Source organism: Burkholderia pulmonis (assembly GCF_984667975.1).
Window position 1 is genome coordinate 1,198,397 of the sequence record NZ_OZ480187.1, and the last position, 18,885, is coordinate 1,217,281.

16 protein-coding genes are annotated in these 18,885 nt (G+C 65.3%); 7 read left to right on the top strand and 9 right to left on the bottom strand.

From position 1 onward, the window contains the following. Positions 1 to 347 precede the first annotated feature (347 nt). A complete protein-coding gene (locus AC5LXK_RS22150) occupies positions 348 to 782 on the bottom strand; it encodes a universal stress protein (RefSeq protein WP_493393620.1) in 435 nt (144 codons plus the stop codon). A 366-nt stretch (positions 783 to 1,148) separates the two neighbouring features. On the opposite strand from AC5LXK_RS22150, the gene AC5LXK_RS22155 reads away from it, so the two are divergent. From AC5LXK_RS22155 to AC5LXK_RS22165, 3 genes are all read left to right on the top strand, one after another. Beyond that, entirely contained in the window at positions 1,149 to 2,633 is a 1,485-nt protein-coding gene (locus tag AC5LXK_RS22155) for an amidase (RefSeq protein WP_493393621.1), read from the top strand. Positions 2,634 to 2,958: 325 nt separating this feature from the next. Then, positions 2,959 to 3,648: a hypothetical protein gene (locus tag AC5LXK_RS22160; protein WP_493393622.1), complete on the top strand. Its 690-nt coding sequence runs from the start codon at positions 2,959 to 2,961 to the stop codon at positions 3,646 to 3,648. A 123-nt stretch (positions 3,649 to 3,771) separates the two neighbouring features. Next, on the top strand, positions 3,772 to 4,602 hold the full coding sequence (locus tag AC5LXK_RS22165) for an arylamine N-acetyltransferase family protein (RefSeq protein ID WP_493393623.1): 831 nt from the start codon (positions 3,772 to 3,774) through the stop codon (positions 4,600 to 4,602). A gap of 104 nt (positions 4,603 to 4,706) precedes the next feature. Here AC5LXK_RS22165 and AC5LXK_RS22170 read toward each other — a convergent pair whose 3' ends face one another. From AC5LXK_RS22170 to AC5LXK_RS22180, 3 genes are all read right to left on the bottom strand, one after another. After that, positions 4,707 to 5,156 carry a DUF8788 domain-containing protein gene (locus tag AC5LXK_RS22170; RefSeq protein WP_493393624.1) on the bottom strand — a complete coding sequence of 150 codons (450 nt, stop codon included), beginning with the start codon at positions 5,154 to 5,156 and terminating at the stop codon, positions 4,707 to 4,709. 107 nt (positions 5,157 to 5,263) lie between these two features. Beyond that, entirely contained in the window at positions 5,264 to 7,030 is a 1,767-nt protein-coding gene (locus AC5LXK_RS22175) for a hypothetical protein (RefSeq protein ID WP_493393625.1), read from the bottom strand. A gap of 177 nt (positions 7,031 to 7,207) precedes the next feature. Then, positions 7,208 to 8,635 (bottom strand): hypothetical protein, encoded by a 1,428-nt coding sequence (locus AC5LXK_RS22180; protein WP_493393626.1) that lies wholly within the window; start codon positions 8,633 to 8,635, stop codon positions 7,208 to 7,210. Positions 8,636 to 9,003: 368 nt separating this feature from the next. On the opposite strand from AC5LXK_RS22180, the gene AC5LXK_RS22185 reads away from it, so the two are divergent. From AC5LXK_RS22185 to AC5LXK_RS22195, 3 genes are read left to right on the top strand one after another with little or no spacing between them, the layout of a single operon-like run. After that, entirely contained in the window at positions 9,004 to 9,177 is a 174-nt protein-coding gene (locus AC5LXK_RS22185) for a CopG family transcriptional regulator (RefSeq protein ID WP_493393627.1), read from the top strand. Position 9,178: 1 nt separating this feature from the next. After that, positions 9,179 to 9,529, top strand: coding sequence for a VOC family protein (locus AC5LXK_RS22190; RefSeq protein WP_493393628.1), 351 nt, complete (start codon positions 9,179 to 9,181; stop codon positions 9,527 to 9,529). A gap of 7 nt (positions 9,530 to 9,536) precedes the next feature. Next, the gene (locus AC5LXK_RS22195; protein WP_493393629.1) at positions 9,537 to 10,397 is read left to right on the top strand and encodes a class I SAM-dependent methyltransferase; all 861 of its coding nucleotides are present in this window, start codon (positions 9,537 to 9,539) and stop codon (positions 10,395 to 10,397) included. A gap of 22 nt (positions 10,398 to 10,419) precedes the next feature. Here the strand turns inward: AC5LXK_RS22195 and AC5LXK_RS22200 are convergent, their stop codons facing one another. The 4 genes from AC5LXK_RS22200 to AC5LXK_RS22215 form a co-directional block, all read right to left on the bottom strand. Further along, positions 10,420 to 15,261, bottom strand: a complete 4,842-nt coding sequence (locus AC5LXK_RS22200) for an NAD-glutamate dehydrogenase (protein WP_493393630.1) — start codon at positions 15,259 to 15,261, stop codon at positions 10,420 to 10,422. A 190-nt stretch (positions 15,262 to 15,451) separates the two neighbouring features. Next, the gene (locus tag AC5LXK_RS22205) at positions 15,452 to 15,640 is read right to left on the bottom strand and encodes a 4-oxalocrotonate tautomerase (protein ID WP_011354745.1); all 189 of its coding nucleotides are present in this window, start codon (positions 15,638 to 15,640) and stop codon (positions 15,452 to 15,454) included. Positions 15,641 to 15,691: 51 nt separating this feature from the next. Continuing rightward, entirely contained in the window at positions 15,692 to 16,468 is a 777-nt protein-coding gene (locus tag AC5LXK_RS22210) for a class II aldolase/adducin family protein (protein WP_493393631.1), read from the bottom strand. Beyond that, positions 16,443 to 17,336 carry an urea transporter gene (locus AC5LXK_RS22215; protein ID WP_493393632.1) on the bottom strand — a complete coding sequence of 298 codons (894 nt, stop codon included), beginning with the start codon at positions 17,334 to 17,336 and terminating at the stop codon, positions 16,443 to 16,445. The genes AC5LXK_RS22210 and AC5LXK_RS22215 overlap by 26 nt, the downstream gene beginning before the upstream one ends. 124 nt (positions 17,337 to 17,460) lie before the next feature. Between AC5LXK_RS22215 and AC5LXK_RS22220 the strand changes: the two genes are divergently transcribed. Next, positions 17,461 to 18,021 (top strand): putative glycolipid-binding domain-containing protein, encoded by a 561-nt coding sequence (locus AC5LXK_RS22220; RefSeq protein ID WP_493393633.1) that lies wholly within the window; start codon positions 17,461 to 17,463, stop codon positions 18,019 to 18,021. Here the strand turns inward: AC5LXK_RS22220 and AC5LXK_RS22225 are convergent. Further along, the gene (locus AC5LXK_RS22225) at positions 17,976 to 18,884 is read right to left on the bottom strand and encodes an alpha/beta fold hydrolase (RefSeq protein WP_493393634.1); all 909 of its coding nucleotides are present in this window, start codon (positions 18,882 to 18,884) and stop codon (positions 17,976 to 17,978) included. The two genes, AC5LXK_RS22220 and AC5LXK_RS22225, sit on opposite strands and share 46 nt — an antisense overlap. Position 18,885 lies beyond the last annotated feature (1 nt).

The following is an 18,885-nucleotide window of genomic DNA, read 5'->3' on the forward strand; positions in this document are numbered from 1 at the left end:
CATGAATGCATGATTTGACGGAGCGCGATGGCGGATGAATGCATCGGTTCCGGCAAGCAGGCACGTGTCGAATATCGCTGTCGAAATAGTGAGGAATCCAAATGTTGAACGTCTCTTCCGTCCTGATCAGTCTCGCCCCGATGTGGGCCATCCTGCTGGTGGCGTCGTCGGCTGCCGCCTATTTCGTGTTCTGGCGCAAGGTCATCGACTGAGCGCCGCATGACGGCGGGTGCGCGCACGATACCCGACGCGCGCCCGTACGTCGTCGCGCGTTCGCCGGCCGCCGGCGCCAGCCTGCGGGCCCGTCGCGCGGCCGACTTCGGTTACACTGCCGTGCCGGGTGTCCGTCATTGCACGGCCGTCACCGGCACATTCGAGATCCGCACCAGCCGGCCCATCACGCTGCGGCGAAATACCGACATCAGCGCATGCAGCGGATCGTGCCGCGGCGCGACCACCACGATCTCGTCGCATCCGGTCTCGGCTGCCGCAGCCGCGATCGTGTCGGCCACCGGGCCGACCTTCATCACGACCGTGTATTTGACGCCGGCCTCCTGCAGGATCCGCTGCGCCACGGCCAGATCGTCGGACGCGAACTTCTCCTCGATCGAGCGCAGCCGCGACAGCGGGTAATAGGCCTCCAGCCGCGTCGATTCGAGCGGTGCCTGCACGTTGATCAGCACGATCTCCGATGCGCAACGCTCGCGATACAGGAACGTCGCGTGGCGGACCGCCTGAAGCGAGCGGGGCGAGTGGCCGACCGGAACCAGCAGCTTGAGCATGAACGATGTCCAGGGAACGAGATGCTTGCAGCGTAGCGTGCGGCCGGATCGGGCCATCTAAAGAGATCGGGCGACCGCATAAAAATGTCGTTAACGGGCGCCGCTGCGTGACGCGCCTATTAGAAATATAAGAAATTTAAGTTTATGCGCATAAACGATTTCATCGACCGGGGCAGCGGGGGGCGGCCCGGCACGCGTCGCGCCGATTCAGTCGGTTCCGCAATGAATCGCACCGGAAAATATCGGAGGTCGCCGATCCGGCGTCGCGTAGAGTAGAGCATCGGCTGCGGCGCGGCCCTCCTGGCTGGCCGGGAGCGGCCGCCACCACCACGCGGCCCGCCATTCCATTCCGATAGGAGACCCCGCATGCCGCACGGCGCCCCGCAGCTTCTCGCTCCCGCTTCCATTTCCGTCGATCCGATCGTGCGCCTGTCGGCCGGCGAGCTTGCCACGGCGATCCGCAGCAAGGCGGTGTCGTGCGTCGAGACGATGCGCGCGTATCTCGACCATGTCGAGCGCGTGAACGGCGCGGTCAACGCGATCGTCTCGCTGCGCGACCGCGATGCGCTGCTCGCCGAGGCTGCGGAAAAGGATGCCGAGCTGGCGCGCGGCGAGTACCGCGGCTGGATGCACGGGATGCCGCAGGCGCCGAAGGACCTGGCGATGACGAAGGGGTTGCGCACGACCTACGGTTCGCCGATCTTCCGCGAAAACGTGCCGCAGGCCGATTCCGTCGGCGTCTCGCGGATGCGCGCGGCCGGCGCGATCTTCATCGGCAAGACCAATACGCCCGAGTTCGGGCTCGGTTCGCACACGTTCAACGAAGTCTACGGCGCGACGCGCAACCCGTACGACCTGACGAAGAGCGCGGGCGGCAGCAGCGGCGGCACGGCGGCGGCGCTTGCGTCGCGGATGCTGCCGGTGGCGGACGGCAGCGATTTCGGCGGTTCGCTGCGCAATCCGGCCGCGTTCTGCAACATCTACGGCTTCCGCCCGTCGCAGGGCCGCGTGCCGCGCTGGCCGGGCGTCGACGTGTTCATGCAGCAGCTCGGCATCGAAGGGCCGATGGGCCGTACCGTCGGCGACGTCGCGCAATTGCTCTCGATCCAGGCCGGCTACGACGCGAACGATCCGCTGTCGCTCGCGGAAGATCCGGCCGTGTTCGCGCAGCCGCTCGACGCGAACCTGCGCGGCAAGCGCATCGCGTGGGTCGGCGACTGGAACGGCTATCTCGCGACCGAGGCCGGCGTGCTCGCACAGTGCGAGGCGGGGCTGGCGACGCTGCGCGAGATCGGCTGCGACGTCGATGCCACGCTGCCGGCGTTCGCCCCCGACCGGATCTGGCGCCTGTGGCTCGCGCACCGGCACCTGCTGTCGGGCGGCGGGCTGCTCGCGCACTATCGCGACCCGGCGCGCCGCGCGCTGCTGAAGCCCGAGGCGATCTACGAGGTCGAAGGGCTGCTCGCGATGCAGGGCGCGGCCGTGTTCGACGCGAGCGTCGAGCGCACCGCGTGGCATCAGGCCGTGCTGCGCTTCTTTGACCGCTATGACTTCATCGCGGCGCCGACCGCGCAGGTGTTTCCGTTCGATGTCGACCAGCGCTGGCCGAAGGAGATCGCGGGCCGCCCGATGGACACCTATCACCGCTGGATGGAAACGGTCGTGCCGTGGACGCTGGCCGGCTGCCCGGTGATCAACGTGCCGGTCGGCTTCAACGAGGCAGGGCTGCCGATGGGGATGCAGCTGATCGGGCGCCCGCGCGCCGATCTCGCCGTGCTGCAGCTCGCGCACGGCTACGAGCAGGCGGCCGACTGGGTCAACCAGCGACTGCCGGCGTGGATGGCAGCGTAATGTCGCGATCGGTCGACAGGCCGGTAGCAGGGTGATGAAACGGGCGGCGGCGAGCCGCCCGTTTCGTTTTGAAGCGATGTGTTTCGCTGCATCGCGGGCGCTTGCCGGAACCGGTCTTCATTCCCGCAACCGGAGAACGAATCGCACGGCCTGCGCGACATCGCGCAGCGAACGTGCGCGAATCCGTGCGACGGTGTCCTCCGGTCGCGGAATTGCAAGCGGCCGTGCGGCCTGATTTCGTTTCGATGTGTTTCAGTCGTTGCGGCGGCGCGCGACGCGCTTCGACAATATCGGCCTAATCATTCCGGCACGAGGGATACACAACATGAAGCACATTCGCGCGACGGGCCGCCACCTGGCCTCGGCAGGCATCGCGTTCGGCATCCTGATCAGCAGCGCCGCACACGCGCAGCTCGACCTGCAGTCGATCGGCGCATCGCTGCTCGGCGGCGGCGGGCAGCAGCAGGCCGCACCCGCGCAGGGCGGGGTCACGCAGTTGCTGCAGGCTTATGTCGGCGCAAACCAGCAGGTGCTGTCCGGCCAGTCGTCGCTCGCATCGGCGATGGGGCTGACGGGGGCGGCCGGGCAGGCGCAGCAGGCCGCGAGCCAGCTGTCCGGCGGCGATGCGCTGACGCCGGCCGCGCTGTCGCAGATGGGCGGCGCGCAGCAGTCGGTGTCGCAGGCGCTCGGCCAGGCGTTCGCGAGCGGTGGCGCAACGCACGGCCCGATCGACAAGCAGGCGTTCAGTAGCGGCCTGACGTCGCTCGGGCAGGGGCTCACGCAGTATGCGCAGCTGCAGTCGGGGCTCGGCAATCTCGGTTCGACGAGCGCGGCGTCGCTGCTGCAGTCGGGCCTGAATCCGCAGAACATGCAGGCCGCGTCGTATATCGCGCAAAGCGCGCCGGGCCAGTTGCAGTCGCTTGCCGCGACGCTGAGCCAGGCCGTGCAGTTCGCGACGAGCCAGGGCATTTCGGTGCCGTCGGTCGCATCGTCCGCGCTGAAGCTGCTGCCGTAACGTCGTGCGGGGGCGCGCGCGATGCGGTGCCGGCATCGCGCGCGGCAACGAACGATCGTCCTGCACAACATGGGGATTTCGCGCGATGCTATCGTGGCGTGTCCCTTTTATCGGTGCCGGTTCATGACTGACTCGTTCGACCTCTCGCGCTATTTCTCCCGCATCGGCTACGACGGCCCGGCCGAGCCGACGCTCGACGTGCTGCGCCGACTGCATCTGCTGCATCCGCAGGCGATCCCGTTCGAAAACCTCAATCCGTTGACCGGCGCGCCTGTCGCGCTCGACCTGCCCGCGATCGTCGACAAGGTGATCGAGCGCCGCCGCGGCGGCTACTGCTTCGAACTCAACAAGCTGTTCTATACCGCACTCACGACGATCGGCTTTCGCGTGACGCCGATGATCGCGCGCGTGCGCTGGTTGCGGCCGCCGGAAGTGCCCGCCGCGCATACGCACATGCTGCTGCGTATCGATCTCGACGGCGAAGCGTGGCTCGCGGACATCGGTTTCGGCAGTGCGACGCTGACGGCGCCGCTGCGTTTCGTGCCGGACGAGCGGCAACTGACGCCGCACGGCGCGTTCCGCGTCGTCGCCGCGCCGGTCGACGGCGAGTTCGACATGCAGTTCGAGACGCCGGACGGCTGGCAGACCACCTATCGCTTCCAGCCGAAGCAGGTCGAGTGGATCGATTACGACGCCGCGAACTGGTTCACGTCGACTTATCCCGACTCGATCTTCCTGCATGACCTGATCGCTTGCCGCGTGCTGCCGGACGGCCGCGCCGCGCTGCGCAACACCATGCTGACGCTGCGCGACGCGGCGGGCGCGGGGCGCTCCGTCACGTTCGACAACGCGGCCGAGTGGGGCGCGTGCCTGCGCGACACGATCGGCATCAATACGGACGGATTCGATCTCGACGCGCTGTTTGCGCGGCTCGTGGCGCGCAGCGCGCAATAGCGCGAACGTGGCTGCGCGCAGCTGCTGCGTCGGACGTACGTGGCCCGGTGACGCGCGGGCAGGCTGCCGCGCACGACCGCGGCCGGCTGCCCCGTGTCGCGCGACTAGCGCTTCGCGTACTCAGGTTCGACCGACGTGATATGCGGATCAAACGATACCGGCACACCGCCTATCGACAGGTTGACCGAGTATTGAACGCTGGTTCCGGTGCCATGAACGACGGCAGACCACCATTGGCCGTCATGCCCGAATATTGCTTGGGGCTTGAATTCATTGAACTTGGAATCCACGTCGCCGGTAATCCCTGTAATGGCGATGCTTGGCTGTTGATTGATTGAATAAACGCGCCAAATGAGGGTGTCCCCGTCCTGGCAGTACGTGAGCAGTTCGTCGGTGCCCTCGGTCTTGTAATTTTGGGCTGCCGGGTATGTGGTGTCGGAGTCGTCCGCCATATATACGAAGTCGCCGACGCCTTTGCCTGGGATCTCGCCGTTGCTTGCGCCGAGTGCGCCGGTCGTGTTTACCGCAACAAGGATGTTGATGGTGTTCGACATGATGGTCTCGTTAATCAATGGTTAAATTACCTATCGGATGCCTCGCAAGACAGGGTTCGATATTGTTTGAAAAACCCTCCCGATGCCTGATTGAAATATAAGGGCTGTTATGGACGAGCCAGGTAATTCATGAATCGGCGAAATTTACTGTCGTTCAGGGATTTGGTGTCCCACTCCGGGGCGGTCACGGGTGAATCAAGAAAGATAAAGCTGAAACCGGAGCCGGCAGCCTGGGCATTGCCATGACAACCCATGCAACCACCCATGTTGAGGCTGTTCCCGCCGTGTGAAACGTTGGTCAGATTGTTTCCGCTTTTGGTGAAGTCGGTAATGGTGAATTTTTTATTCCGGAAGTCATTAAATTCCCCACTGAACCGCTGAAGATTGTAGTCGGTTTCGATGACGCTATTGGCTTGATAGTAGGTCGAGCGTGGAAATCGGTCGATTCCGGAAATCTTTTCCCCGAGCGGTGTGTTTTGAACATTGATGAGCTTGTAGTACAGCCAAACCGGCGGAGATTTGAAATTCCTGGAGGCCGCATATGATCGAATCTTGTCGTGGGCCTGCTTGTTAGCATTTATTATTTCGTCTGGTATGTCATTGATTCTTTTGTTGACGAGAATTATCCCGTCATTGAGCAGGCCGGAACTGTGATCTTTGGTGTCTTTGATGTTCTGATAGTAAAGCTGTTTGTTGGGTTGCAGAGGGTAATTTCCCTGATGCTCGAATGTTTGAGGTGCGTTCGGGGTGGCGTTGCTGGAGATTACGTTTGGCGTCATCGGCGTTACGTTCTTCAGTGCGCTCTTGTAATTTCCATCTTCATCTTCGATCGCATTCCCGTCGGCGTCCGTTATATTGTCGGCCTGCTCGAATGTCGTATAAATAAAATAGGGGGCAGATTTGGTTTTTCTGATGATGTGCAATCCGACAAGCCCCATGACTTCGTCGGTGGCCTTGATGTTTTTCCCGTCGTCTGCACTTTCGTAGTGACGGGTCAGCGTTGTATAGAATCGCCCGGATTTTATTTCGTCAGGAGTCAACCTTCTCCATGCCGCCTTGATTTCAATGGAGTCCAGGGGGAGGCTGACGCACCTGGCTTTGGACGGGTTGCCATCGCAATTGGTAGAGCCGGCTACCGGGTCACGTTTGTATGCTTTGACGAAATCGGCGGTCGCCTGGAATATGGTCGGGACGGAGTCTTGCGGATTCGACCGTTTGGGGTCGGGGGCTACCGGATTCCACCATTTGTTTGCGGTAATGTACCTGTATTCATTTCTATTGGCCTTTGCCATGAAGAGAATTTGTGCATTTTTATCCAGCTGCGTGCTCGACACGACGCCGGCATAAATTTTATTCAGGCCGATCTGGCTGTTCTCGTCGAGATTGATCCAGGGCGCCGGACCGGAAACGGGGGCGACATTTCCTTGGCCATAGCTGTAATTCGGCCTGTCGTCGTAGCCGTAATCGCTGGCCGCTCCTTTCGCAAAGGCCTTGGAATTGTCGGTCGGGAATATCTCAACTTTTCCGCGAAAGGTATGCCAGACGAGAGGGTCTTTGTACTGGGGGTCGCCAAACGGCAAGCTCGTGTCCGGATAATCGCGCTTTTGATTGTTGGTGTCCTTGGCAAGTGCGGGCCAGTTCAGCGCAATGAACTGATTCCAGGCAAAGGTGGCGGCCTGTTGCAATGTCGCATGCGGCGCGTCGGAATTATTGAGATCCTTGGGGAGCGAGGAGCTGATCTCGATCGGATCGTTCGCGTTACCACCAGCGGTGCTGCTCATCCCGGCGACAGGGTAGATCGTGAGCGACACGGCCGCCGCAATCAGCATCGCGACGCGTAGTAAGTCGACGTGGCATTTTCCCGGTTGCATCATATTGTGTTCTCCTAAGCGGAGACTCCTGGTTCTGACGATGGTTGCGCCGAGGGCCGCAAGTCAATTCTCCATGGCGTGCGGACGCTGCAACGGCTCGCACGGGACAGTCCCGAGCCCTCGCTTCATTCCTGATGATCCCGAGTCACGCGAAATCTCTACGCGTGCCCGTCCTCGAGACTATTCGTCGCCGGACCGGGAGACCGGATTGCCAAGGTATGCCTTGACATCGGCTGCGGATGACTCTGGAAACATTTTCTGGATGAGCTTCGGATTGGCTTCAAAGAAGTTTCTGATGCCGCCGGCGAGCTGCAGCGAATAATCGAGCGATACCCGGTGCACATTGTCGCTCGCGGGTTGTGTGCCCGGCGGTGGCGGTTCCGGTGGCATCCCCGGTCCGAATGGCGTCCCCGAAGGGATGTTGCGGAACCACCATGCGGTGACATATTGGGATGCCCCCTTGGGCGGGACCAGGCTTGCACTTAGCGGCCACTGGGAGGTCGAGTGACACGACATGCAAGCCGATCTCGGGTTGTCGACCGGACCGTTCAGGCGGTTCTGATAGCCGTAATGGGGCAGCACGACATCCGGATTGAGCCATGTCTGCTTCAGCTTGCCGGACCCCGTGAACCCGGGATCATTGCCCCACATGACACCGACGGGATAAACCTGTTCCCAATTCCTGAGCGGTTTCACTTTCGGCCGCCCGTCGCCGACGGCGAGTTCCGAGTGCTTTGACAAACTTGTTTTCGGCGGCTTGCCGCCTCCGTAGACGAAGGTACCGAATACCCAACCGGTGTCCTTCGAGCGGTTGTCCTTCACCGCAATGTCGATCTGCAGCAAGCGAACCGTCGTGACACAGCGCTTGCTGTCCTGCGTCGGGTTCTGGTCGTGCACATCGCAATAAACATAGGCCTTCCATTCGGGCGCGCCGGCGAGATAGGGAACCTCGTTAGGGGTGGCCGTCGTGAAAAGCAGCTTCCCCGAAACGGTTCCTTCGGGAAAGAGTCCTGCAGTCGTATCGGGATTCCCGTGATTCATCCAGACCTTCCCGAACGTGACGCCGCCCGGTGCGTTGTAGAAGCCGACCGCGTAGTTATTCCAGTATGACTTCTGTGTTTTGGCGAGTTCGAGCGGTGCCGATACACGTTCCCGCGTCAATCCATGGATGAACTCGCGCCCTTCCTTGCCGTAATCCTGCCAGGGGGCGTGATACCAGGTGCGCCTCGAATTGAGTGCTGGATCGAAATTGGATTCGCTTTCGGCCGGGTTCCCTCGAATATTTCCTTCATAGAAATACGTGAGAGCCGAAAGGATATAGCGTTTGGTATCGGTTATCGGGTCGTATTTACGCCACGGCTCGTAATCTTTTGGCGGCGTATCGGGATAATTCTGCGACAGCTTGAAAACGTGGCCGGGCCATCCTGGCAACGGGTTCATCAATGCATCGCAGAATGGTGTTGTCGGCGTGTCGCATTCGCCGCTGTCGGCGCCCATGGCGTGCGCTGGCAGAGCGGCCCCGGTCGCCGATATAAAAGCGCCCGCATAAATCGCTGCCGCCCACCGGGAGATACGTCGACCCGAACTCGAGACATTGCTGACATTCATGGTAACTCCGGGGCGGTATTGTTTAATTTTTTAACGGCGAGCGAAATTGATCGACGGAAATCGAGACATTGCACGCGATCATGTCAACGAATGCCGGGATAGTTTTAAAAAGCGCGAGATTCGATTTTAATTTAACTCGACTGCAGCCCATTCAGATTAGTTCGCGTACGAGCGCTTTACAACTGTCATTTTTGGTAGAAGTGGAGTCGATTATTGAGCATGATGAGACGGAGTCCATATAGCGGGTTGTGGCGATATAAATGGGGTGCTTGTTGTCGCGATCGCATTGGTCAGACCCGGCGGCGCGTGCCTCCATCTTCTGCATGACCACGATTGACTTTTGCTAGATTGCTAGCATACTAGCTTCCATGACCGACGAAGAAGTGAAGCAATTCAACGTGTACCTGCCGCTCGGCCTGATCCGGCAGGTCAAGTATCGCGCCATCGAAACGGAGCAATCGCTGTCCGCGCTGGTGGCCGATGCGTTGCGCGCGTACCTGGCCGTGCCGCCGGGTGCGGAACCGTCCAACAAGGAGGAGTGACATGTCATCCGAGCGAATCGAAGCCGTGTACCTGACGACGCACAACTGGGGCAAGTCGGCGAAGTTCTTCCAGGCGCTGGGCTTCAGGCTGGAGTTCGAAACCGATCACCAGTCGGGCCAGTTGCGCAGCGGCGACGGTCCGTTCCTGTTCATCGCCGAAGTGCCGCCGAGCGAGACGCCGGACATGCAGGTCGTGCTCAAGGTGTCCGACGAGCAGGCGGTGCAGCCGCAGCCGATCGTCGATGTCGTCACGCCGTTCGAGGATACGCACTGGGGCACGCGCGACATGACCGTACGCGACCCGGACGGCCGCGTGTGGCGCCTGCAGGCGCCGGGCAAGCAGGGCGAGTGAGGCCGGCATGACCGACATCCGCGAAGACGCCCCCGACAGCACGGCCGCCCGCGTCGCGCTGTGGCGCGCGCTGCACGTCGAGCTCGACGCGCCGCCGCATGTGCTGTCCGACGAAGTGGGGCTGCAGTTGCTCGCGCCGGAGCCGGGCTGGCAGCAGCGCGGCGACATGGATCCGCAGTTCACGCGGCCGTTTCGCGCGTCGATCGTCGCGCGGGCGCGCTTCATCGAGGATCTCGTGGCCGAACAGGCCGCGCACGGCGTGAGCCAGTACGTGATCCTCGGCGCGGGGCTCGACAGCTTCGTGCAGCGCCGGCCGGACATGGCGTCGCGCGTGACCGTGTTCGAAGTCGACCCGCCGGCGCCGCAGCGATGGAAACAGCGTCGCCTGGTCGAGCTTGGTTTCGGCGTGCCCGACTGGCTGCGTTTCGTGCCGGTCGATTTCGAGGCGAAGGCGTCGTGGCGCGACGCGCTCGTCGGCGCGGGTTTCGATGCCGGCAAACCGGCGGTCGTCGTGTCCACCGGCGTCAGCATGTACCTGACGCGCGAAGCGAACGCGGCGGCGCTGCGCGAAGTCGCGTCGCTCGCGCCGGGCTCGACGCTCGCGATGACGTTCCTGCTGCCGCTGGAAAACGCGGATCCGGACGTGCGTCCGGGGCTCGAAATGGCGGCGAAGGGTGCACGCGCGAGCGGCACGCCGTTCATCAGCTTCTTCATGCCGGCGCAGATCCAGGCGCTCGCACTGGAGGCCGGCTTCGCGCAGGCCGAGCACGTATCGGCTGGCGACCTGACGCGCCGCTATTTCGCCGATCGCACGGACGGCCTGCGGCCGCCGAACAACGCGGAAGAGCTGCTGGTCGCGACGGTCTGAACCGGCGCGCGCGTGACACCGGTCACGCGCGTTCGAGCACGGCCATTTCGCGCACGACCACGAGCAGCACCGCAAGGCTCGCACCGCCCGATGCGCGCAGGTCCGTGAGCAGGTGCTCGTAGCGGGCGAGGGCGGCCTCGCGGCGTTCGCGCCACGCGCCGACGATCGTCTCCGGCGTCGTCGAATCCGGCGATTCCGCGAGCGCGCTCGTCGTCAGCGTGCGCTTCAGCCGTGCGACTTCCGCGAGTGCGGCCGCGCGCGCGAGCATGTCCCAGTGCGTCGGCGTCGGCAGGTTCGCCGCGCGCTCGCTGATCCACCCGTAATTGAGCAGCGTGCCGAGCGAGAAATAGACGCCCGCGACGAGTTCGAGGCTGCGGTTGCAGGTTGCGGCCACTTCGGCGATGTCGAGCAGCGCGGCTGAAATGTCGCCGCTCGCGACGCGCACCGCGAGAGCGCTGTCGACCCCGGCGTCGACCAGCACGCGCTGCCGCTCGGACAGCGCTTCGAGATCGTCGGCCGGCAGCAACGACGGCAGTTGCGGCGCGAGCCGCTCTGCCGCATCGCGGCAACGGGCGATCAGCTCGGCGACCCCGCCGTCGGCCACCGCGCCGGACTGCAGGTGCCGCAGGAACCACAGCGCCGCGCGCTCCAGCAACCGCGCCACGTCGACGAACATGCGTGCCTGCACGTCGTCGGCCACACGATTGTCGAGCGCGTCGATGTCGCGCCACACCGCATCGAGATCGAACACGTCTCGCGCCATGATGCACGCGCGCACGATGTCGCCCGGCTTCGCGTCGGTCTCCTCCATCAGCCGGTGCACGAACGCGCAGCCGACGCGGTTCACGAGCGCGTTGGTCAGGTGCGTCGCGAGGATCTCGCGGCGAAGCGGATGGCGGCGCATCGGCTCGCTGAAACGCTGCTGCAGCGGTTTCGGGAAGTAGTCGACGAGCATCGCGGCAACCAGCGGATCCTCGGGCACATCGGATTCGAGCAGCGCGTCGTAGAGCCACATCTTGCTGTACGCGAGCAGCACCGCGCGCTCCGGCGACGTGAGGCCGAGCTTCGCGGCCTGTCGCTCGGCGACTTCGTCGTCGGTCGGCAGGAATTCGATCACGCGGTTCAGCCGGCCCGCGCGTTCGAGCCAGCGCATCAGGCGCGCCTCGGCGTCGAGCAATTCGACCGCATAGCGGCCCGCGATCGACAGCGCCTGCGTCTGGTAGTAGTTGTCGCGCAGCACGAGCAGCCCGACTTCGTCGGTCATCTCCGCGAGCAGGGCGTTGCGCTGCTTCTCGGTCATTTCGCCGTCCGACACGACGAGCCCGAGCAGGATCTTGATGTTGACTTCGTGATCCGAACAATCGACGCCGGCCGAGTTGTCGATCGCGTCGGTGTTGATGCGCCCGCCGCGCTGCGCGAACTCGATGCGGCCGAACTGCGTGCAGCCGAGGTTGCCGCCTTCGCCGACGACCTTGCAGCGCAGGTCCGCGCCGTTCACGCGCACCGCGTCGCTCGCGCGGTCGCCGACCTGCAGGTGGGTTTCGCGCGCGGCCTTCACGTAGGTACCGATGCCGCCGTTGTACAACAGGTCGACCGGCGCCTGCAGGATCGCGCGGATCAGCTCGGTCGGCGGCAGCGCGTGCGCGTCGATGCCGAGCGCGGCTTGTACGGCCGGCGACAGCGGAATCGTCTTCGCGGTGCGCGGATACACGCCGCCGCCCGCGGAGATCGCAGCCGAATCGTAGTCGGCCCAGCTCGAGCGTTCGAGCGCGAACATCCGCTCGCGCTCCGCGAAGCTCGTCGCGGGATCGGGGTTCGGGTCGAGGAACACGTGCCGGTGATCGAACGCGGCGACGAGCCGGATATGCGGCGACAGCAGCATCCCGTTGCCGAACACGTCGCCCGACATGTCGCCGACGCCGACCACGGTGAAGTCGGTCGTCTGCGTATCGATGCCCATCTCGCGGAAGTGCCGCTTCACCGATTCCCACGCACCGCGCGCGGTGATCGCCATCTTCTTGTGGTCGTAGCCGACCGAGCCGCCGGACGCGAACGCGTCGTCGAGCCAGAAGCCGTATTCGTGCGAGATCGCGTTCGCGTAGTCGGAGAAGGTGGCCGTGCCCTTGTCGGCGGCGACGACCAGGTACGGATCGTCGGGGTCGTGGCGCACCACGTCGGGCGGCGGCACGATCGCGTTGCTCACCAGGTTGTCGGTCAGGTCGAGCAGCCCGCGCAGGAAGGTCTGGTAGCACGCGATGCCTTCGCGCATCCATGCTTCGCGATCGCTCGGCGACGGCGGGTTCTTCACGACGAAGCCGCCTTTCGAGCCGACCGGCACGATCACGACGTTCTTCACCATCTGGGCCTTCATCAGCCCGAGCACTTCGGTGCGGAAATCCTCGCGACGATCCGACCAGCGCAGGCCGCCGCGCGCGACGCGTCCGCCGCGCAGGTGTACGCCCTCGACACGCGGCGAGTACACCCAGATCTCGAACATCGGTTTCGGCTCGGGCAGGCCCGGCACTTTCGCCGGATTGAACTTGAACGACAGGTACGGCTTTGATTCGCCGTTTGCGTCGGCGAGGAAGTAGTTCGTGCGCTCGGTCGCGTTGATCACGCCGAGGAACTGGCGCAGGATGCGGTCCTCGTCGAGGTTCGGCACCTGATCGAGCGCGCCTTCGATCGCCTTCAGCAGCCGTTCGGCCTGCACGTCGCGCGTGTCGCCCGTGGCCGGATCGAAGCGCAGCAGGAACAGTTCGACGAGTTGCCGCGCGATCGCCGGATTGCCGGTCAGCGCACGTTCGATATACGCATCGCTGAACGTCGAGCCGACCTGCCGCAGGTATTTCGCATACGCGCGCAGGATCGTCACTTCGCGTGCGCTCAAATGAGCGCGCAGCACGAGGCGGTTGAAATCGTCGTTCTCGATCCGGCCGCTCCAGATCCGGTCGAACGCATCCTCGAACAGGCCTTTCACGCGCTCGATGTCGAACTCGGTATCGTCGGCGAGCTCGAGGCCGAAGTCGTGCACCCACGCGTGCGCGGCGTCCTGCGTCTGGATCCGGTACGGCCGCTCTTCGTCGACGCGCACGCCGAGATGTTCGAGCATCGGCAGGCTGCGCGACAGCGCGATCGGGTCGCCCGCGCGATAGACCTTGAAGCGGAACGCGCGCGGCTCGGCCTCGATCGGCCGGTACAGGTTCATCGCGAGCTGGCCCGTGTCCTTCACGCGCTCGATCAGCTCGATGTCGCGCACCGCCGTGCGCGCCGGATAGTCGTCGCGATAGCCGGCCGGGAACGAATCGGCATAGCGCTGCAGCAGGCGGTTGCCTTGCTCTTCGCCGAACGCGTCGAGCAGCGCGTCGGCGAGATCGTCCTGCCAGCGGCGCGTGACCTGCACGAGCCGCGTTTCGAGCTCGCGCGTGTCGACGTCGGGCATCGTGCCCGGTTCCGCATGCACGACGAAATGAATGCGTGCGATCGCCGACTCCGACAGCAGCGGCGTGAATTCGACGTTCACGCCGTTATACGCGTCGACCAGCAGCTTCGCGATGCGGCGGCGCAGGTCGGTGTTGTACTTGTCGCGCGGCACGAACGCGAGGCACGACACGAAGCGGTCGAACCGGTCGCGCCGCACGAACAGCCGCGTGCGCTGGTGTTCCTGCAGGCGCAGGATGCCGAGCGCGATGTCGTAGAGCTGGTCTTCGTCGGCCTGGAACAGTTCGTCGCGCGGATAGGTTTCGAGCACCGTCACGAGCGACTTGCCGAGATGCCCCTTGGGCAGGAAGCCCGCGCGTCGCACGATGTTCGCGCACTTGCGCCGCACGATCGGGATCTCGGCGCTCGACACCATGTACGCGGTCGACGTGTAGAGCCCGATGAAGCGGCGCTCGCCGGTGACCTTGCCGTCGGCGCCGACGAGTTTCACGCCCACGTAGTCGAGGTAGCCGGGGCGGTGCACGGTCGCGCGTGAATTCGCCTTGGTCAGGAAGATCGGCCACGCACCGGTGATGATGTCGGCGGCGGCCTGCGGCAGCGGCGTCACGTCGGGCGCACCGGACGTGCGCAGCGATTCGCGCAGGATGCCGTAGCCCGAGCCCTCGATGCCGCGCAGGCCGAAGCCCGCACCGTCCGAGACCAGTGCGTAGTCGCGCTGGCCGAGGAACGTGAAGTGATCGGCGGACATCCATTCGAGGAACGCACGCGCCTCGATGTCTTCCGCGGTCGATTCGCGCGCCTTCATTTCCTTGATCGTCGCGCGTGCGATGTCGACGATCTTCGGCCAGTCTTCAACCGATGCGCGCACGTCGCCGAGCACGCGCGCGATGTCTTCGCGCAGCGTGTCGAGCAACGCGGCGTCGCCGCAGCGGTCGACTTCGAAATGGATGAACGACGCGAGCTGCGACTGGCCGTCGCCGGGCGTCGCGCCGCCTGCGTCGACGCGCTCGATGCCGCCGCCCGCGCCGCGCCAGATGCGGAACACCGGGTGCAACGCCGAATGCAGCGCGAGCCCGAGGCGGTTGACGGCCATCGTCACCGAATCGACGAGGAACGGCATGTCGTCGTTGACGATCTCGATCACAGTGTGATCGGAATGCCAGCCGTGCTGTTCGAGGATCGGGTTGTACACGCGCAGCCGTTCGCTGCCGGGTACGTATTTCTGGGCGGTCTGCCAGTGCGCCATCGCGGCGCCGTACAGATCGGCGATGCTGCGGTTCTGCAGATCGTCGGCATCGACGAAATCGTAGTAATGACGCAGGAAGGGTTCGACGATCCGGAACGTGGCTTCGGGCAGGCGCCCGCGCGCGAATTCGACGACATCGGAGAGCAGGTGTGCGACGACTTCCTCGTTCTTCGCTTCCATGGCGGTCTCCTCGTCGGGTGGCCATTGGCTGCTGCGTCTGTCCGGCATTATGCGCCGATTGCGTGACAAAGCGATGTGCGGGCGCACAACGCAAGCGGCCCGGGGTGGCCGCTTGCAGCGCCCGTTGCAGGCGCCGCAGCGTGTGAATCAGGGGGCGCGGGCGGTGTCGAAACGACGCCGCCCTCGATGCTCAGCGCTCGTCGCTCCACAGCTTGCCGGCCGTCGCCCAGTTCTCCTTCTTCACGTCGGTCAGGATGATGTCGACCGAGCCCGGCGCGCAGCCGAGCGTTTCGCACGTGACGCGCGTGATGGCTTCGACGAATTCGCGCTTCTGGTCGACGGTGCGGCCTTCGAACAGCTGGATATTGAAAGTCGGCATGACAAATGCTCCGGTTGGGACTGAACGATTCGGTTGAATGCGGGTACGGTGTCAGTCGCGATACGACGGATCGATCCGGTCGAGGCGGCGCAGCAGCGCCGGCCATTCGAGTTCGCCTTCGATCGCGCCGCCGTCGCGCAGCTGTTCGGCAGTGCGGTCCGCGATCGCCGGGTCGGGCAGCACGAGCGGCCCGCCGCCTGCTTGCGCGCGCACCTGGATGTCGCACGCCTTGATCAGCGTATCCATCAGTACATAGGCTTCGGCCACGGTGCGGCCGACCGTCAGCGTGCCGTGATTGCGCAACAGCATCGCGGATTTCGCGCCGAGGCTCGCGGTCAGCCGCGCGCCCTCGGCCGGCGAGAACGCGAGCGCTTCGTAGTCGTGGTATGCGAGGTCGCCGTGAAAGCGCAGCGCGTGCTGCGATGCGGGCAGCAGCCCGTCGCGCTGGATCGACACCGCGATGCCGGGCGTATTGTGCAGATGCATCACGCAGACGGCATCGGCGCGCGCGGCGTGCACGGCCGCGTGCAGCGCGAAACCCGTCACGTTGACCGCATGCTCGCTGTCGCCGATCCGGTTGCCGGCCAGGTCGATCTTCACGAGGTTCGATGCGCGCACCTCGTCGAACGTGAGGCCGAACGGGTTGATCAGGAAGTGGCCGGGCTCGCCGGGCACGGTGGCGGACAGGTGCGTGTAGATCAGGTCGTCCCAGCCGTTCAGCGCGACGAGCCGGTAGGCGGCGGCGAGATCGACGCGCAGCGTGCGTTCGGCGTCCGAGATCGGGCCGCCGGGCTTTACGGCATCAGGACGGTGTGCGAATGACGACATCGGGTTCTCCGAGGGTGAAGCGGCGCGCGATGATGACGGTCACCCATGACGCGAGCGCGAACGGGGCCGTGAACACGGGAATGCCCGCGCGCATCGCGAGCCACTGGATCAGCGCGGCGAGCGCGGCGGCGGCAAGTGCCGCGCGCGGGCCGCGCGGCATCAGCGCCAGTGCGGCGAGCGCGCCGTTGAAGCCGAGCAGGCCGTCGGCGAACAGCGTGCCGTTCGCGCCGAGCGCAACCAGCAGCACGGTCGACACGATCGCGCCGCCGAGTGCGAACGCGGCCGCACGGCGCGACGCGAAGGCGAGGCCCGCGACGATCAGCGCGCCGGCCCACGTGCCCTGCGCGAAGGTGGTCTGGGCAAGACCCGAAAGAAGCGCATTGGCTGCGGAAACAAGCGTCAGCACCGGGCCGGCCGCTTCGCCGCTCGCATGTTGCAGCGCGACAAACGGCAGCCACAGCGCGGTGACGGCGAGACACGGGCTCGAGTACGGGCACTGGCGCCAGCGGGCGAGCAGCCCGCGCATCGCGCGCTGCACGAGCGCCGCGCCGATCGCAACCAGCGGCACCAGCGCGACGGCGGCGAGGGGGCGGGGCGCGGACAGCACGACGATCAGCGCGGCGAGCGCGCCGTTGAAGCCGTGCAGCCCCTGTTCGACGTCGCGCCGCTCGGCGCCTACCAGCACGGCGGTCAGGGTGGCGGCGGCCGAGCCGACCAGTGCCGCGCACGCGAGCCGCAGGTCGGTCAGCGCGAGCGCGGCGAGCAGCAGCGCACCGGTGAGCGCGTTCGCCTGCAGCACGATCTGCCCGATCCCGCGCAGCAGGATGCGCAGGTCGATCGACGGCGAGGCGGGGCGGGCGGTAGGCATGTTGGCGGCGGAACAGGACGAGCCGCGAGCATAGGACACAAATCCATGCACCGGAATAGGGAATTCTGGATAGTCAGGATTTGTGCGACGATGCCCCGTATTGGGGAAACCGGGAGACGGAAGGATGCGCGAAGTGCGTTGGGCGTCGCTCGAAGGCGACGGGGTCGAACATCTGACGTTCGACCGGGGCAGCGGTGCGATCGTCGTCGAAAGCGCGGTGGTCGGCCAGCGGTACGGCCGCGCGTACGGGCTCGCGTACCGCGTCGAGTGCGATGCGCAGTGGCGCGTGACCTATGCGGTGCTCAAGGTGATGGGCGGCGGCACGCTCGAGTTGCACAGCGACGGCGCCGGCCACTGGCGCGACGGTTCAGGCCGTGCGCTGCCCGAACTCGACGGCTGCATCGACATCGACATCGCGGCGACGCCGTTCACGAATTCGCTGCCGATCGGCCGCCTGGGGCTCGCCCGCGGCGAGCGGCAGCCGATCGACGTCGCGTACATCTCGACGCCGGACCTGACGGTCACGCCGGTCAAGCAGGCCTACGCGTGCATCGAGCCGGGCCGGCGCTACCGCTACGAAGGGATCTTCCGGCATTTCACGGCCGAGATGGACGTCGACGACGACGGGCTCGTCGTCGACTACGAGACGCTGTTCAGACGCCTGCCGGCGCCGACGGGGCGCTGAACCGCGGTTGTCACCGCCGGCCGCTCCTGCGCGGACGCGAAGCGGTCGATCCGCTGCGCGATCATGTCGGGGTGGCGCAGCACGATCCAGTGGCTGCCGTCGATTTCCTCCCGCACGTGGTCGCCGAGCCAGCGGTCGAGGCCGACCGACATCTCCGGCGTCACGTAGCGGTCGCGCACCGGCACCAGGATCTGCACCGGCGCCTGTGCGTACCGTTCGCGCGGCTTGCGGGCCCGCGCGAGGAAGTTCGCCCGATACATCTGCATTCCGTTCAGCGCGTTCTTCAACTGTACGGGATCGCGCTCGGCGCGCACGCGTTCGGTGAGCCGCAGCCACTGCGGCCACAGCGCCGCGCCGCCGAGCCGCCATATCAGGGACGGCACGACCGGCAGGTGGAAGAACGCGATGTACCACGACTTCAGGCTCTGCCTGAGCCGCATCTTCGCGCGGAACACGTGATCGAGGCACGGGCCCGAGATCGACGTGTACGACGCGATCCGGCCGCGGAACGCGGGGTCGGTCACGGCCTCCCAGCACTGGATCGACCCCCAGTCGTGGCCGACGAGATGGAACGGCCGGCCGCCGCAGGTCGCATCGGCCACCGCCTTCAGGTCGCCGGCGAGCCGCTCGAGCGTGTAGTCGGCGCGGCGGCGCGGCGCATCGGACGCACCGGCGCCGCGCACGTCGTACGCGATCACGCGGTAGCGCTTCGCGAGCCGCGCGCGGATCGGCGCCCACACGGCCGCCGAATCGGGGTAGCCGTGCACGAGGATCAGCGGCGGTGCGCGCCGCGACCCGCTCACGTAGACGGCGAGCTTCACGTCGCCGGACTGGACGGTCAGCATCTCGTGGGCGCGCGCCATG

Coding starts and splice junctions, on each gene's coding strand:
- AC5LXK_RS22150 (WP_493393620.1), bottom strand. CDS start 782: ATGCTCAAGCTGCTGGTTCCGGTCGGCCACTCGCCCCGCTCGCTTCAG.
- AC5LXK_RS22155 (WP_493393621.1), top strand. CDS start 1,149: ATGCCGCACGGCGCCCCGCAGCTTCTCGCTCCCGCTTCCATTTCCGTC.
- AC5LXK_RS22160 (WP_493393622.1), top strand. CDS start 2,959: ATGAAGCACATTCGCGCGACGGGCCGCCACCTGGCCTCGGCAGGCATC.
- AC5LXK_RS22165 (WP_493393623.1), top strand. CDS start 3,772: ATGACTGACTCGTTCGACCTCTCGCGCTATTTCTCCCGCATCGGCTAC.
- AC5LXK_RS22170 (WP_493393624.1), bottom strand. CDS start 5,156: ATGTCGAACACCATCAACATCCTTGTTGCGGTAAACACGACCGGCGCA.
- AC5LXK_RS22175 (WP_493393625.1), bottom strand. CDS start 7,030: ATGATGCAACCGGGAAAATGCCACGTCGACTTACTACGCGTCGCGATG.
- AC5LXK_RS22180 (WP_493393626.1), bottom strand. CDS start 8,635: ATGAATGTCAGCAATGTCTCGAGTTCGGGTCGACGTATCTCCCGGTGG.
- AC5LXK_RS22185 (WP_493393627.1), top strand. CDS start 9,004: ATGACCGACGAAGAAGTGAAGCAATTCAACGTGTACCTGCCGCTCGGC.
- AC5LXK_RS22190 (WP_493393628.1), top strand. CDS start 9,179: ATGTCATCCGAGCGAATCGAAGCCGTGTACCTGACGACGCACAACTGG.
- AC5LXK_RS22195 (WP_493393629.1), top strand. CDS start 9,537: ATGACCGACATCCGCGAAGACGCCCCCGACAGCACGGCCGCCCGCGTC.
- AC5LXK_RS22200 (WP_493393630.1), bottom strand. CDS start 15,261: ATGGAAGCGAAGAACGAGGAAGTCGTCGCACACCTGCTCTCCGATGTC.
- AC5LXK_RS22205 (WP_011354745.1), bottom strand. CDS start 15,640: ATGCCGACTTTCAATATCCAGCTGTTCGAAGGCCGCACCGTCGACCAG.
- AC5LXK_RS22210 (WP_493393631.1), bottom strand. CDS start 16,468: ATGTCGTCATTCGCACACCGTCCTGATGCCGTAAAGCCCGGCGGCCCG.
- AC5LXK_RS22215 (WP_493393632.1), bottom strand. CDS start 17,336: ATGCCTACCGCCCGCCCCGCCTCGCCGTCGATCGACCTGCGCATCCTG.
- AC5LXK_RS22220 (WP_493393633.1), top strand. CDS start 17,461: ATGCGCGAAGTGCGTTGGGCGTCGCTCGAAGGCGACGGGGTCGAACAT.
- AC5LXK_RS22225 (WP_493393634.1), bottom strand. CDS start 18,884: ATGGCGCGCGCCCACGAGATGCTGACCGTCCAGTCCGGCGACGTGAAG.